Source organism: Streptomyces sp. NPDC046465 (assembly GCF_040646035.1).
Taxonomy (GTDB): Bacteria; Actinomycetota; Actinomycetes; order Streptomycetales; family Streptomycetaceae; genus Streptomyces.
Window position 1 is genome coordinate 72,312 of the sequence record NZ_JBEYZK010000015.1, and the last position, 15,040, is coordinate 87,351.

The window sequence follows — 15,040 nt, forward strand, 5'->3', positions numbered from 1 at the left end:
TCGCGCCGGTAGTGTCTGATCCGTCACCGACGCACCTGACCTGTGGAGACACCATGTCCGGCACGCCCCACGCCCGCCGCACCGTGCTGCGGGCCGCCGCCCTCGCCCCGGCCGTCGGGCTCGGGCTCACCGCCTGTTCGTCCGGCAACGGGCCGAACCGGTCGGCGCCGACCGCGCCGGTGGATCTCGGGAAGTCCGACGACGTCAAGGTGGGCGCCTCGAAGCTGTACACGGACCAGAACGTCGTCGTCAGCCGGATCTCCGAGGACGAGTACAAGGCGTACAGCACGATCTGCACCCACGAGCGCTGCCCGATCAGACACCTGGAGGGGCACAAGCTGGTCTGCCAGTGCCACGGCAGTGAGTTCGACGCCACGAACGGCAAGGTGCTGCACGAACCGGCCGTGCGGCCGCTCGCCGAGCTGCCGGTGAAGGTGGCGAACGGCAAGATCATCGCGGGCCCGGCGAAGAAGGCGTAGAGCCCGGCTCACTCCCAGTCCCACGCGATCCCCAGGATCCCCGCCCGCACCTGCGGCTCGACCACATGCACCGAGCGGTGGCTGCCGTTCAGTGTCAGCTCCTGCCGGCCGCCGCGCGGGGCCGCGGCCGAGTGCTGTGCGAAGCGGTGGCAGCGTACGGGCAGGGCAGCGTCGTCGTAGCGGATCTGCAGTGCGTACTGGCCGCCCGCGTAGGTGAACCCGCGCATGTACTCGGTGGCGGGTCCTGCCGTGCCGTCCTCGAAGCCGTAGCCGAACAGGTGGGTGTCGCCCGCGCGCAGGCGCGCGTCGAAGAGCAGCTCGGCGACCAGGACCCCCGTGCCCTGGTGCCAGCGCACGCGCCCCGTGCGGCAGTTCTCCAGGGCCCGAACGCGCACCCGGTCGGGGGCGCATCCGGGATCCCCGTGGTGGATGGCCACGTAGCGGTCGACGCCGTCCCGGTGGGCGCGCACGATGTGCTGCGACTCGCGTCCGACCATCTCGCGGAGCGCGCCGATCCGTACCCGTTCGTGGTGGCCGATGGTGTGCAGTCCGCCGTCGACCGGTGAACCGAGCTCGGCCAGGAGCGAGCGCAGCACGTCGGAGGCCTCGACCAGGGAGCGGTACGAGCGGGCGGCGGGCCGGGCCCGGTCGGCGCGCTGGTCCGGCTGGACGAGCAGCCGGATCAGCGACTCCGCCGGGAGCTGGAGGATCTCCTCCAGGGCGCGGACGGCGCGCAGGGACTCGGCGCGCTGGGGGCGGCGGGCGCCCTGTTGCCAGTAACTCAGGCTCGTCACACCGACGTTGACGCCGTGCTGGGTCAGGTGGTGGCGTATGCGTTGCAGGGGGAGGCGCCGTGCGGCGATCGCGGTGCGCAGCGCGAGGTGGAAGGGGCCGGTGCGCAGGGCGGCTTCCAGGTCCGCGGGCGCTTCGTGGTCCTCGGCCGCGCCGAGCTCCGCGCGCTGTTCGTGCCGCTCGTGCCGCTCGTGCGGTTCGTGCCGCCCGTCCTGTTCCTGCCGTTCGTGCCGCTCGTCCGCGAGTCGTGTGCCGTGCCGCAAAGCGGACTCCTTCTGTGAACGTTCACTTCTGCCGTTCCGGCGTTCGCGCCGGTGGGGGCGGGCTGCCAGGTGGGCGTACGGCCGATGTTCACATCCGTACGCCGCCGTTCACGGCCCAAGTAATTCCGCATTGAAGCGTGTTGACCTGCACTCGACAACACTCGATGCTCAATCGCAGCGTCCGGACGCGCTCCTCCACACCCCACCCCGCACGGGAGGAACGCGATGCGCCCACCCCACTCAAGGAGCAGCAGCGCCGGCAGACGGAGACACCTCTCCGCACTCGCCGTCGTCGCGGCAGCACTCTTCGCCGCACCCGTGGCCACGGCCACGGCAGCTCCGCTCGACTCCGCCCCCGCCGTGTCGGCCGCGCCCGAGGCCCGCACGGCGAGCACCGCCACCACTGCGGACCCGTCCGTACTGGCCGCCAGGCGGCTGAACATCACCATGCAGTCCCAGCAGAAGACCAACTGGTGCTGGGCCGCAGGCGGCAACACCATCGCGACCTTCATGGGCCGCAACTACAGCCAGAACCAGTTCTGCAACGCCGCCTTCGGCCGCAACCAGAACACCGAGTGCCCCAACAACCAGGCGACGCTCGGCAATGTGCAGAGCGGTCTGCGCTGGGCGGGCATCAACCCCGGCTCGTACGTCACCGGCTGGCTGCGCTACCCGACCGTGAAGGCCGAGATCGACGCGGGCCGCCCGGTCGAGACGCGCATCCAGTGGTCCAACGGCGGCGGCCACATGCATGTCCTCTACGGCTACGACGACGCCAGCAGCTGGGTCTACTGGGGCGATCCCTGGCCCTCCAACGACCGCTACAACTGGGCCTCGCACGACTGGTACATCAACAACAACACCTTCTCCTGGACCCACTCGCTCTACCGGATCGGGGCGTGAGAGCGATGACCCGTCACCTTCCCCGCCACCTGGATTCCCGTCACCTGGTCAAGGCCGCGCTCGCGGGTGCCGCCGCCACCCTGGTCCTCGGCGTCGTGGCCCCGGCCGCCTCCGCCGACTCCGGTCCCGCCGCGCCCTCCGCCGCCTCCCGGGCCGCCGCGCTCCGGGCGGCCGAGGCGCCGAAGACCCTCGACACGCTCTCCCGGTTCTTCGCGCGGGAGGGTGCGGTCACCGTGGCCGCGGCCGACCCGCGGGTCGAGGGCAAGGCCGTGCCCGTCCGCTATCTCTCCCCGGACTTCGTCGCGGGCAAGAAGGGCGCGCCCGTCGCCCGGGTGGAGTTCCTCGCCGGAAAGGCGGTCTCCTCCGACGGGCAGGAGGCCTCCCTCTGGATGGTCGACAAGGGCGGCTCCTGGCAGGTCGTGAACATCGCCACCGGGGACGACGAGACCCACTACGCGCGCGTGGGCGCCGACAAGCTCCCCGGAGGCACCGTCTTCCACGAGCCGCAGATCAACGCCTGGTACGTCCAGGACGCGGAGCACGCGCGCGTGCTGCCCCTCGACAAGGACGCGGTGCGCGCCGTGGGAGCCGAGGGGACCTCGCTCGCCGCCTACCGCAAGCGCGTCCAGAAGGCGTACGGCGACAAGCTGCCGGGCTCCGCGTACGAGAAGTCGGGCAAGGCGGGCGGCTACGAGGAGACGGAGCCGGGGGCGGGAGCGGAGGCGGCCCGGCCGGCCGCCGAGGGCCCCGTCACCGTCGCTTCCTCGCTGGCCGGAGCGGGCGCCCTGGCCGCCCTCGGCCTCTCCGGGGCGGTGCTCGTCCGGCGCCGCACCACCCGGCGGGAGGGCTGACCCGGGGGAGGGGCGGCCGGAACACCGGCCGCCCCTCCCTCCCATCCCGCCCGTCAGCTCAGCGCGCTGCCCGCCCGCCACTGCTTCCAGCCGACGTTCCAGCCGCCGTAGCCGTTGCCCGGGTCCACGGTCTCCCTGGAGCCGACGACCCGCACGATGTCACCGGGGATCACCTCCGCGTAGAAGCGCCGCGCGGTGCCGTCGGTGGCCAGGCCTATGCAGCCGTGCGTGACGTTGCTCTCGCCCGCGGTGGCGTTCGCGTTCGGGTTCTCGTGCAGGTAGGTGCCCGAAGTCGTCAGGTGCACAGCGAAGTTGTAGTAGTCCTTGTACGCCTTCCCGTAGCCCACCGTCCGCGAGTCCATGAGCACCCGGGACTGCTTGTCGAGGACGACCATGGTGCCGTTCCAGGTGTCCATGCCCGGGGCGCCCGCGGTGACCTTCACCTCGCGCGTCCTGCCGTCCTTCACCACCGTCATGGTGTGGGTCCGCACGTCCACGGTGGCGACGAGCGAACGGCCCACCTCGAACGTCCGGGTGATCCCGGCGCCCGCCCGGACGGTGACCTTCGTGCCGGGCTGCCACGGCTCCCGTGGCCGGTAGTCGATGCGCTGCCCGTCGTGCAGGTTGCGGTCCTTGACCCAGCTCCACGATCCCGTCACGACGGGGTCGGCCCCGACCTTCAGACGCCGCTCGACCGCCGCCCGTTCCGCGACGGGCACCGGGCGGTCGAAGGTCAGCGACACCGGCATGCCGACACCGACGGTCTGTCCTTCGGAGACGTTGATCCGCGCCCCCTTGAGGGCCGCGGGCTCCGGAACGGTCCTCTCCGTGGGCTTCTGCCGTGCGGAGGACGCACGGTCCGCCGCGGTCGGCGCGGGTTTTGGCCCGGCCGCCCGCCCGTCGTCCGCCCCGCCCTGCGCCGAGCAGCCCGCCAGTGCGAGCGAGCAGCCCGCCAGCGCGAGCGAACAGAGCGCCGCCGTGCCCCACGCGCGCGTGGCGCGCCTCATCGTGATCCCTGTGTTCTCTGTGTTCTCTGTGGTCATGGGTCCCCCCTGGGCTGTGTTTCGATGTACGCGACCTGTACGCACGGGCGGCGCGACAGGTTGCACACGAGGCGCGACATTTTCGGACCGGGTGATCCGGCGGGGCCGGGCGGGGGCACGGGGCATGACGGAGGACGAGTTCGACGCGTTCTACACCGCCGCCTTTCCGCGTCTGGTCGGCCAGTTGTACGCCCTGACCGGCGATCACGGCGAGGCGCAGGACGTCGTCCAGGAGGCGTTCGTACGCGCCTGGGACCGCCGCCGGAGCTTCCTCGCGGACGAGGCGCCCGAGGCATGGATCCGTACCGTCGCCATGCGCCTGGCCGTGAGCCGCTGGCGCCGTGCCCGGCGCTGGCTCGACCTCGTGCGCAGAAACCCGCCCGCCGACCGCGTCCCCGGCCCGGGACCCGAGCACACCGCCCTGGTGCAGGCGCTGCGTGCCCTCCCGGAGGCGCAGCGCACGGCCGTCGTGCTGCACCATCTGTGCGACCTGAGCGTGGAGCGGGTAGCCTCCGAGACCGGCTCGCCCGTCGGGACCGTCAAGGCCCGCCTGTCGCGCGGCCGTGCGGCGCTCGCCGCGCAGCTTTCCGCCGAGCCCGAGCGGGCCGGCGAAGGCGCGGGCCCGGACGCCGACGGCGACGAGCCGCGCGCGAAGGGGAGTGGCCGTGTCCGATGACCTGACGTCCGCGCTGCACGACCTCGCGGCCGACCACCGCACGCCTCCTCCCGTACCGGGCGCGGAGATCCGCCGTCGCGCCGTCGCGCGCGGTCGTCGGCGCCGTGCCGCCGTCGCGGGCGTGACCCTCGCCACTGCTGCGGTCGTCGTGACCGTCGTGGCCGGGCTCCTCACCGGCTCCGACGACGACCGCCCGCACCGGACCCCCGCGCCTGTCGCCACCGAGGGCGCCCGCGAACCGGCCGCCACGGTCGACCTGTCCCGGCACCGGATGACGCTCGGCGGCCGGGAGCTGCCCGTCTCGGCGGGCACCGCGCAACACCCCACACCGACCGGCCGGATGACGGTCGTCGCCACCCACCGCAAGCTGCGCATGACCGCCCAGACAGTGGGCCTCGACAAGTACGACATGACGCTGCCGTGGGTCGTCGAGCTGCGCACCCCGGACGGCGACATCAACCACATCGTCGCGCTGACCTACAACGAGAAGGCGCCGGGGCACATGGACGTCACCCAGGGCTGGATCGGCCTGCGCACCGACGACGCCCGTACGCTCCACGACCGGCTGGAACCGGGCGACGTGATCACCGTCCGCACCGGTGGGACCGGACGCTGACCCGCACTGTCAGCACCCGCCAGTAGGCTGTCCGACATGGCCGACCCTTCCAGCTACCGCCCCAAGCCGGGACAGATCCCCGACGCCCCGGGGGTCTACAAATTCCGCGACGAGCACCGCCGGGTGATCTACGTCGGGAAGGCCAAGAGCCTGCGCCAGCGCCTGGCCAGCTACTTCCAGGACCTGGCCGGGCTCCACCCGCGCACCCGATCCATGGTGACGACGGCGGCCTCCGTCGAGTGGACCGTCGTCTCCAACGAGGTCGAGGCGCTGCAGCTGGAGTACACCTGGATCAAGGAGTTCGACCCCCGGTTCAACGTCAAGTACCGCGACGACAAGAGCTATCCGTACCTCGCGGTCACGATGAACGAGCAGTACCCCCGCGTGCAGGTGATGCGCGGCCAGAAGAAGAAGGGCGTGCGCTACTTCGGTCCGTACGGCCACGCCTGGGCGATCCGCGACACCGTCGACCTCCTGCTGCGCGCCTTTCCCGTACGCACCTGCTCGGCGGGCGTGTTCAAGAACGCCACCCGCACCGGCCGCCCCTGCCTGCTCGGGTACATCGGCAAGTGCTCGGCGCCCTGCGTGGAGCGCGTCACCGCCGACGTCCACCGTGAACTCGCCGAGGACTTCTGCGACTTCATGGCCGGCCGTACCGGTACGTACATCCGGCGCCTTGAGCGCCAGATGGCGGAGGCGGCAGAGGAGATGGAGTACGAGCGCGCGGCGCGCCTGCGCGACGACATCGAGGCCCTGAAGAAGGCGATGGCCAAGAGCGCCGTCGTCCTCGCCGACGCCACCGACGCCGACCTCATCGCCCTCGCCGAGGACGAGCTCGAGGCGGCCGTCCAGATCTTCCACGTCCGGGGCGGGCGCGTGCGCGGCCAGCGCGGCTGGGTCACCGACAAGGTCGAGGCGGTCACCAGCGCCGGCCTCGTCGAGCACGCCCTCCAGCAGCTGTACGGCGAGGAGAGCGGCGACGCCGTGCCCAAGGAGGTGCTCGTCCCCGCGCTGCCCGACCCCATAGAGCCGGTCCAGGAGTGGCTGACCGAGCGCCGCGGCGGATCCGTCTCGCTGCGCATCCCGCAGCGCGGCGACAAGAAGGCCCTCATGGAGACCGTCGCGCGCAACGCGCAGCAGTCCCTCGTCCTGCACAAGACCAAGCGCGCCTCCGACCTCACCACCCGCTCCCGCGCCCTGGAGGAGATCGCCGCCGCCCTGGAGCTGGACAGCGTGCCCCTGCGCGTCGAGTGCTTCGACATCTCGCACCTGCAGGGCGACGACGTGGTGGCCTCGATGGTCGTCTTCGAGGACGGCCTCGCCCGCAAGAGCGAGTACCGCCGCTTCCAGATCAAGGGCTTCGAGGGGCAGGACGACGTCCGCTCCATGCACGAGGTCATCACCCGCCGCTTCAGGCGCTACCTCGCGGAGAAGGAGAAGACGGGGGAGTGGGTGGACGAGGAGACCGGTGAGGTCTCCGATCTCGGCCCGACCGAGGAGGACGGCCGCCCCAAGCGGTTCGCGTATCCGCCGCAGCTCGTCGTCGTGGACGGCGGCCAGCCGCAGGTCGCGGCCGCCAAGAGGGCCCTCGACGAGCTCGGCATCGACGACATCGCGGTGTGCGGCCTCGCCAAGCGCCTGGAGGAGGTCTGGGTCCCCGACGAGGACGACCCGGTGATCCTGCCGCGCACCAGCGAGGGGTTGTACCTCCTTCAGCGGGTACGTGACGAAGCCCACCGCTTCGCCATCACCTACCAGCGCAACAAGCGGGCCAAGCGCTTCCGGGCGGGTCCGCTGGACGCCGTGCCCGGTCTCGGGGACGCGCGCAAGCAGACGCTGATCAAGCACTTCGGTTCGGTGAAGAAGCTGCGATCCGCGACAATCGACCAGATCTGCGAGGTACCGGGCGTGGGCCGCAAGACGGCCGAGGCCATCGCCGTGGCCCTCGCGCAGGCGGCACCCGCCGCACCCGCCGTGAACACGGCGACCGGAGAGATCATGGAAGAGGAGGAGCCCGCGACCGCGGGCCCCTCGGAAGAACGACGGGGGCAGGAGACATGAGCGAGCACGACGAAGGTGAACAGCAAGTGAGTGCGGGCACGCCGATCGAGACGCCGGGCGTACCGGACGCCGCGATTCCCGAGCTGGTGATCATCTCCGGGATGTCGGGCGCGGGCCGCAGTACGGCGGCCAAGTGTCTGGAGGACCTCGGCTGGTTCGTGGTCGACAACCTGCCGCCCGCGCTGATCCCCACCATGGTGGAGCTCGGAGCCCGCTCGCAGGGCAACGTCGCCCGTATCGCCGTGGTCGTCGACGTCCGCGGCCGGCGCTTCTTCGACAACCTCCGCGAGTCGCTCGCCGAGCTGGAGTCGAAGAACGTCACACGGCGCATCGTCTTCCTGGAGTCCTCCGACGAGGCCCTGGTCCGCCGCTTCGAGTCGGTCCGCCGCCCGCACCCCCTGCAGGGCGACGGCCGCATCGTCGACGGCATCGCGGCCGAGCGCGACCTGCTTCGCGAGCTGCGCGGCGACGCCGACCTGGTGATCGACACCTCCAGCCTCAACGTGCACGAGCTGCGCGCCAAGATGGACGCCTCGTTCGCGGGCGAGGAGGAGCCCGAGCTGCGGGCCACCGTCATGTCCTTCGGCTTCAAGTACGGCCTGCCGGTCGACGCCGACCTGGTCGTGGACATGCGCTTCCTGCCCAACCCGCACTGGGTCCCCGAGCTGCGCCAGTACACCGGCCAGAACGAGGAGGTCTCGGCGTACGTCCTCAGCCAGCCCGGCGCCAAGGAGTTCCTCGACCGGTACACCGAGCTGCTCCAGCTCATCGCCGCGGGCTACCGCCGCGAGGGCAAGAGGTACGTGACGATCGCGGTCGGCTGCACGGGCGGCAAGCACCGCTCGGTGGCCATGTCGGAGAAGCTCGCGGCGCGCCTGGCGCCCGAGGGCGTGGAGACCGTCATCGTCCACCGGGACATGGGGCGCGAATGAAACCCCACCGCCGGACCGTCCGCCTGAGCCGACTGGGCCGCAAGCGGGGCACCCAGCCGCAGGTGGTCGCGCTCGGCGGGGGCATGGGCCTGTCCGCCTCGCTCGCGGCGCTGCGCCGCATCACCGGGGCCGGAGACCTCACCGCCGTCGTCACGGTCGCCGACGACGGCGGCTCCAGCGGCCGCCTCCGCGACGAGCTCGGCGTGCTGCCGCCCGGCGACCTGCGCAAGGCCCTCGCCGCGCTCTGCGGCGACGACGACTGGGGCCAGACGTGGTCGCGCGTCATCCAGCACCGCTTCCAGTCCAAGGGCGACCTGCACGAGCACGCGGTCGGCAATCTGCTGATCGTCGCCCTGTGGGAGCAGCTCGGCGACCACGTCCAGGCCCTCGACCTGGTCGGCCGGCTGCTCGGCGCGCAGGGCCGGGTCCTGCCCATGTCGGCCGTGCCGCTGGAGCTCCAGGCCCTCGTCAGGGGCCATGACCCGGAGCGGCCCGACGACGTGGACACCGTCCGCGGCCAGGCCACGGTGGCCCTCACCCCGGGCGAGGTCCAGTCCGTGCACGTCGTCCCGCACGACCCGCCGGCGGTCCCGGAGGCGGTCGCCGCCGTCCTCGACGCGGACTGGGTGGTGCTCGGCCCCGGCTCCTGGTTCTCCTCGGTGATCCCGCACCTGCTCGTCCCGGAACTGCTCGACGCGCTCACCGAGACGAAGGCCCGCAAGGTCCTCTCGCTCAACCTCGCGCCGCAACCGGGAGAAACCGAAGGCTTCTCTCCGCAGCGTCATTTGGAGGTTTTGGCCCGACACGCCCCTAAACTCGCCCTGGACGTGGTGCTGGCCGACGAGGCCGCCGTGCCCGACCGTGAGTCACTCACCGATGCCGCCAAGCGGTTCGGCGCCACGGTCGAGCTGGCGCCGGTGGCCCGGCCCGACGGAACTCCGCGGCACGACCCGGAGCTCCTGGCAGCCGCGTACGACCGTATTTTTCGGATGCATGGAAGGATCGGCCCATGGCGATGACGGCAGCGGTGAAGGACGAGATCTCCCGGCTCCCCGTCACCCGGACCTGCTGCAGAAAAGCAGAGGTCTCGGCGATCCTGCGGTTCGCGGGCGGCCTTCACCTGGTGAGTGGCCGCATCGTGATCGAGGCGGAGCTGGACACCGCGATGGCGGCGCGCCGCCTCAAGCGGGACATCCTGGAGATCTTCGGGCACAGCTCGGAGCTGATCGTGATGGCCCCCGGCGGCCTGCGGCGCGGCTCGCGCTACGTCGTACGGGTGGTTGCGGGCGGCGATCAGCTGGCCCGCCAGACGGGCCTCGTCGACGGTCGCGGCCGCCCCATCCGTGGTCTCCCGCCGCAGGTGGTCTCGGGGGCCACCTGCGACGCGGAGGCCGCCTGGCGCGGCGCCTTCCTCGCGCACGGCTCGCTCACCGAGCCCGGCCGCTCCTCCTCCCTCGAGGTGACCTGCCCGGGCCCGGAGGCCGCCCTCGCGCTGGTCGGCGCGGCGCGCCGGCTACAGATCGCGAGCAAGGCGCGCGAGGTGCGCGGCGTGGACCGGGTCGTCGTGCGCGACGGCGACGCGATCGGCGCGCTGCTCACCCGGCTCGGGGCGCACGAGTCGGTGCTCGCCTGGGAGGAGCGGCGGATGCGGCGCGAGGTGCGCGCCACCGCCAACCGCCTGGCCAACTTCGACGACGCGAACCTGCGCCGCTCGGCCCGCGCGGCCGTCGCGGCGGGCGCCCGCGTGCAGCGCGCCCTGGAGATCCTCGCCGACGAGGTGCCCGAGCACCTCGCGGCGGCCGGTCGGCTGCGGATGGAGCACAAGCAGGCCTCCCTGGAGGAACTGGGCGCGCTCGCCGATCCGCCGCTGACCAAGGACGCCGTCGCGGGCCGCATCCGCCGCCTCCTCGCGATGGCCGACAAGCGGGCGCAGGACCTGGGGATCGCGGGTACGGAATCCAACCTGACCGAGGAGCTCGCGGACAACATGGCGGTCTGACGCCCGGTCCCGCGCCCGGTCCCACAGCAGAGGCCACGCAGAGGCCACGCCGAGGTCACTCAGGCCCCCCGCACCCCCGTAAGCCGCTGGTGTCCCACGGGACGCTGGCGGCTTTCGTGTGTCCGTTCCACTCGCCCTCACCCGCTGTATTGACATGATCATGCCCCGTCACGAGCCTGGCATCCCGCACATCTGTGCCGGACAACCGCAAGGGGGGCTCATGAGACGAAGAGCGAGCGCGAGATCCGTTCTCGCGGCCAGTGCACTGCTCATCGGCGGTCTCGCCGCCGCACCGCAGGCTCAGGCGAGCGGGCCGGACGCGGTGCCCGCCGCCGACGACCCGGCGGCCGTGCAGGTCTACGAGGCAGAGGTCACCGAAAAGCAGATACCGACCCTGGTCGAGGCCGGTCAGGACGCCCACGAACTCGCCGGGCAGATGCCCGAGCGCGGCACCGGCCGTGTGGAGCTGTACCTCACCGAGGGCCAGGCCAAGACGATCGAGCGCAAGGGCATCGAACTCAGCGAGCACAAGGTGTCGGCGGCGGCGCGGAAGCGGACCGAGGCCGCGGGGGACGGCGTCTACCGGCCGTACAGCGGGCAGGGCGGTCTCAAGGAGGAGATAGTCAAGACCGGGCAAGCCAACCCCGGTCTCACCAAGGTCGTCTCCATCGGCAAGACCCTCAAGGGCCAGGACATCCTCGCCCTGAAGCTCTCCAAGGGCGCCAAGAAGACCAAGGACGGCGCCAAGCCCTCCACCCTTTACATGTCCAACCAGCACGCGCGCGAGTGGATCACCCCCGAGATGACCCGCCGCCTGATGCACTACTACTTGGACAACTACGGCAAGGACCAGCGCGTCACCAAGCTCGTGGACTCCACCGAGCTGTGGTTCGTCCTCTCCGCCAACCCCGACGGCTACGACTTCACCCACGCCGCCGCCGCCAACCGCCAGTGGCGCAAGAACCTCCGTGACGTCGACGGCGACGGCAAGATCACCCCCGGCGACGGCGTCGACCTCAACCGCAACTTCTCCTACAAGTGGGGCTACGACAACGAGGGCTCGTCCCCCGACTCCTCCTCGGAGACCTACCGCGGCACCGGCCCGATATCCGAGCCGGAGACCAAGGCCATCGACGGCTTCCAGAAACGCATCGGCTTCACGTACGGGGTCAACTACCACTCCGCGGCCGAACTGCTCCTCTACGGAGTGGGCTGGCAGGTCGCCACGCCGACCCCGGACGACGTGCTCTACAGGGCGCTGAACGGCACCCCGGAGAAGCCCGCGGTCCCCGGCTACCACCCGCAGATCGCCTCCGAGCTCTACACCACCAACGGCGAGGCCGACGGCCACGCGGGCAACGTCAACGGCATCTCGATGTTCACGCCGGAGATGTCCACCTGCCAGACCGCGTCGAACATCGACCCGAACGACGTCTGGAAGCCCGAGGACTGCGCGTCCGTCTTCACCTTCCCCGACGACGAGAAGCTGATCCAGCAGGAGTTCGCGAAGAACGTGCCCTTCGCGCTCGCCGTCGCCGAGACGGCGCTCCACCCCGACCAGCCGGTCTCCGTCACCGGCATCGAGGCCCCGGACTTCACCCCCGACGCCTTCGCCACCTCCTACGCGCGCGGCGGCGACCAGGAAGCAGCCGTCATCGCCCGCAAGTCGGTGCGCGAGAAGGAGCTCAACTACCGGATCAACGGCGGCCGTACGCACGGCGAGAAGCTCACGGCCTGGAAGGGCGGCGAGACCTACGGCGGCGAGGACAACCTCCACTTCGACCAGTACCGCGCCGAGATCGAGGACGCGCGCGTGGGCGACAAGGTCGAGGTGTGGTTCACCGGCCGTACGAAGAAGGGCCGCACCCAGAGCGAGCACTTCACGTACACCGTCGCCGAACGCCCGAAGGCGAACACGCTCGTCGTCGCCGAGGAGGGCGCGACGGCCACCCAGACGCAGAAGTACGTCGACGCGCTGAAGGCCAACGGCCGCTCCGCCGCGGTCTGGGACGTCGCGAAGCAGGGCGCCCCGCACCCGCTCGGCGTCCTGTCGCACTTCTCCGCGGTCGTCCACTACACCGGCGACCCCGTCCCCGGCGCACCCACCCAACTCGCCCTGCGCGCCTACCTCAACGAGGGCGGCAAGCTCATCGAGTCCGGTGAGCGCACCGGCGGCAACGTCGACCTGGGCGAGGCCCTGACCGACGACTTCGCGCAGTACTACCTCGGCGCCTACCAGCGCCTCTCCGCGGTCGGCGCCAACAGCTTCAAGGGCGCGGGAGCACTCGACGGGGTGAGCACACCGCTCGCCGCCGCCGACACCAACCCGCTCGACAAGGCAGGCCGCTTCACCGTCACCTCCGAGACCCTGCCCGCCACGGAGTTCCCGCAGTTCAAGAGCGCGGCAGCGGGCTCCTACCCCAACCTGCCCAACCCGTTCGCGCCCTTCGAGGGCCAAGGCATGGCCTCGGCCACCCACGCGGACCAGGACTACAAGCGGCTCACGCACACCATCGATCTGACCGGTGTCACGGCCGCCGACGCGCCCGAGCTGCGCCTCGCCCTCAACTGGAACCTGGAGACCGGCTACGACCACGGCCTCCTGGAGGCGCACACCACCGGCGCGGAGGACTGGACCACGCTGCCGGACAAGAACGGCAACTCGTCCGCCGCCGTGCCCGCCGAGTGCGAGGCCGGCTTCTTCCTCAACGGCCATCCCTTCCTGCGCCACTACCTGACCCTCGGCGCGGGCGCCTGCACGGCGTCCGGCACCAGCGGCGCCTGGAACAGCTTCACCGGCTCCTCCGGGGGCTGGAAGCCCGTCGCCTTCGACCTCAGCGCCTACGCGGGCAAGAAGATCGAGGTGTCGCTCAGCTCCGTCAGCGACCCCTCCACCGGCGGTCGCGGCCTCTTCGCGGACAACGCGCAGCTGGTCGTCGGCGGCAACGTCGTGGAGAGCGAGGGATTCGAGACGTCGCTCGGCTCCTGGACCGTCGCGCCGCCCCCGGCCGGAAGCCCCTCTATCACAGGCGACTGGGAGCGGACCGGCGAGCTCTTCAAGTCCTATGCGGCCGTCACAGCGCGTGACAGCGTGCTGCTCGGCTTCGGGTTCGAGCACATCGCCGGAAACGCCGAACGGGCCGCTCTTATGGGCGCCTCCCTGGCACATCTGCGCAGCTGACAGTGCGTAATCGGGACCAAGGTCCCGGTGGCCCGTACCCCTACTGGGGGGTACGGGCTTCTGTGTCGCCCATGGGCCCTCTCGATGTCACTTCAGAGGCTTCAGAGAGGTAGGGTCGGAGGCGGTCGGGGACATCCCATACAACTCGCCGGCGTCTAAAACCGGCGTACCAACGAGGAGATCGGTTTCGTGACGATCCGCGTAGGCATCAACGGCTTTGGCCGCATCGGTCGCAACTATTTCCGCGCACTGCTGGAGCAGGGTGCGGACATCGAGATCGTGGCTGTCAACGACCTGGGTGACACCGCGACCACCGCACACCTTCTGAAGTACGACACCATCCTGGGCCGCCTCAAGGCCGAGGTGTCGCACACCGAGGACACCATCACCGTCGACGGTCACACCATCAAGGTGCTGTCCGAGCGCAACCCCGCCGACATCCCGTGGGGTCAGCTGGGCGTCGACATCGTGATCGAGTCCACCGGTATCTTCACCAAGAAGGCCGATGCCGAGAAGCACATCGCCGGTGGCGCCAAGAAGGTCCTGATCTCGGCTCCTGCCAAGGACGAAGACATCACCATCGTGATGGGCGTCAACCAGGACAAGTACGACGCGGCCAACCACCACGTCATCTCCAACGCCTCCTGCACCACCAACTGTGTGGCGCCGATGGCCAAGGTTCTCGACGAGAACTTCGGCATCGTCAAGGGCCTGATGACGACGGTCCACGCGTACACCAACGACCAGCGCATCCTGGACTTCCCGCACTCGGACCTGCGCCGCGCCCGCGCCGCCGCCGAGAACATCATCCCGACCACGACCGGTGCCGCCAAGGCCACCGCTCTGGTCCTGCCCCAGCTCAAGGGCAAGCTCGACGGCATCGCGATGCGCGTCCCGGTCCCGACCGGTTCCGCCACCGACCTCGTCGTCGACCTGCAGCGCGAGGTCACCAAGGACGAGGTCAACGCCGCGTTCAAGAAGGCCTCCGACGACGGCGCCCTCAAGGGCTTCCTCACCTACACCGAGGACCCGATCGTGTCGTCGGACATCGTCGGCGACCCGGCCTCCTGCACCTTCGACTCCTCCCTGACCATGGTCCAGGAGGGCAAGACGGTGAAGATCCTCGGCTGGTACGACAACGAGTGGGGCTACTCCAACCGCCTCGTCGACCTCACCGTCTTCGTCGGCGGTCAGCTCTGATCATCAGAGCAGACACCTAGATGTGAGCACAGGGTCCGGACCGC

The 15,040-nt window shown here is 70.9% G+C and carries 13 protein-coding genes; 11 read left to right on the forward strand and 2 right to left on the reverse strand.

Going from position 1 to position 15,040, the window contains the following annotated elements:
• Nucleotides 1–53: 53 nt before the first annotated feature.
• Nucleotides 54–479 carry a Rieske (2Fe-2S) protein gene (locus tag ABZ953_RS23650; RefSeq protein WP_361727040.1) on the forward strand — a complete coding sequence of 142 codons (426 nt, stop codon included), beginning with the start codon at nucleotides 54–56 and terminating at the stop codon, nucleotides 477–479.
• Nucleotides 480–487: 8 nt separating this feature from the next.
• Here the strand turns inward: ABZ953_RS23650 and ABZ953_RS23655 are convergent, their stop codons facing one another.
• Nucleotides 488–1,393, reverse strand: coding sequence for a hypothetical protein (locus ABZ953_RS23655; protein WP_361727364.1), 906 nt, complete (start codon nucleotides 1,391–1,393; stop codon nucleotides 488–490).
• 366 nt (nucleotides 1,394–1,759) lie between these two features.
• Between ABZ953_RS23655 and ABZ953_RS23660 the strand changes: the two genes are divergently transcribed.
• Entirely contained in the window at nucleotides 1,760–2,437 is a 678-nt protein-coding gene (locus tag ABZ953_RS23660; protein WP_361727041.1) for a papain-like cysteine protease family protein, read from the forward strand.
• 5 nt (nucleotides 2,438–2,442) lie between these two features.
• Nucleotides 2,443–3,288, forward strand: coding sequence for a hypothetical protein (locus tag ABZ953_RS23665; protein ID WP_361727043.1), 846 nt, complete (start codon nucleotides 2,443–2,445; stop codon nucleotides 3,286–3,288).
• 53 nt (nucleotides 3,289–3,341) lie between these two features.
• Here the strand turns inward: ABZ953_RS23665 and ABZ953_RS23670 are convergent, their stop codons facing one another.
• Nucleotides 3,342–4,331: a L,D-transpeptidase gene (locus ABZ953_RS23670; RefSeq protein ID WP_361727045.1), complete on the reverse strand. Its 990-nt coding sequence runs from the start codon at nucleotides 4,329–4,331 to the stop codon at nucleotides 3,342–3,344.
• 124 nt (nucleotides 4,332–4,455) lie between these two features.
• Here ABZ953_RS23670 and ABZ953_RS23675 point away from each other — a divergent pair, with 124 nt between their 5' ends.
• From ABZ953_RS23675 to gap, 8 genes are all read left to right on the forward strand, one after another.
• The gene (locus ABZ953_RS23675) at nucleotides 4,456–5,007 is read left to right on the forward strand and encodes a SigE family RNA polymerase sigma factor (protein WP_361727047.1); all 552 of its coding nucleotides are present in this window, start codon (nucleotides 4,456–4,458) and stop codon (nucleotides 5,005–5,007) included.
• A complete protein-coding gene (locus ABZ953_RS23680) occupies nucleotides 4,997–5,623 on the forward strand; it encodes a L,D-transpeptidase (protein WP_361727049.1) in 627 nt (208 codons plus the stop codon). The genes ABZ953_RS23675 and ABZ953_RS23680 overlap by 11 nt, the downstream gene beginning before the upstream one ends.
• 36 nt (nucleotides 5,624–5,659) lie before the next feature.
• A complete protein-coding gene (uvrC, locus tag ABZ953_RS23685; protein ID WP_361727051.1) occupies nucleotides 5,660–7,684 on the forward strand; it encodes an excinuclease ABC subunit UvrC in 2,025 nt (674 codons plus the stop codon).
• Nucleotides 7,681–8,616 (forward strand): RNase adapter RapZ, encoded by a 936-nt coding sequence (gene rapZ / locus ABZ953_RS23690; protein ID WP_361727053.1) that lies wholly within the window; start codon nucleotides 7,681–7,683, stop codon nucleotides 8,614–8,616. Before uvrC ends, rapZ begins: the two co-directional genes overlap by 4 nt.
• Nucleotides 8,613–9,635, forward strand: a complete 1,023-nt coding sequence (gene yvcK, locus ABZ953_RS23695) for a uridine diphosphate-N-acetylglucosamine-binding protein YvcK (RefSeq protein ID WP_361727055.1) — start codon at nucleotides 8,613–8,615, stop codon at nucleotides 9,633–9,635. Before rapZ ends, yvcK begins: the two co-directional genes overlap by 4 nt.
• Nucleotides 9,626–10,615: a DNA-binding protein WhiA gene (whiA, locus tag ABZ953_RS23700; protein WP_361727057.1), complete on the forward strand. Its 990-nt coding sequence runs from the start codon at nucleotides 9,626–9,628 to the stop codon at nucleotides 10,613–10,615. The genes yvcK and whiA overlap by 10 nt, the downstream gene beginning before the upstream one ends.
• 220 nt (nucleotides 10,616–10,835) lie before the next feature.
• Complete coding sequence (locus ABZ953_RS23705; RefSeq protein ID WP_361727059.1) at nucleotides 10,836–13,796, forward strand: M14 family zinc carboxypeptidase; 2,961 nt, start codon at nucleotides 10,836–10,838, stop codon at nucleotides 13,794–13,796.
• A 189-nt stretch (nucleotides 13,797–13,985) separates the two neighbouring features.
• Nucleotides 13,986–14,996: a type I glyceraldehyde-3-phosphate dehydrogenase gene (gene gap, locus ABZ953_RS23710; protein ID WP_361727061.1), complete on the forward strand. Its 1,011-nt coding sequence runs from the start codon at nucleotides 13,986–13,988 to the stop codon at nucleotides 14,994–14,996.
• Nucleotides 14,997–15,040 lie beyond the last annotated feature (44 nt).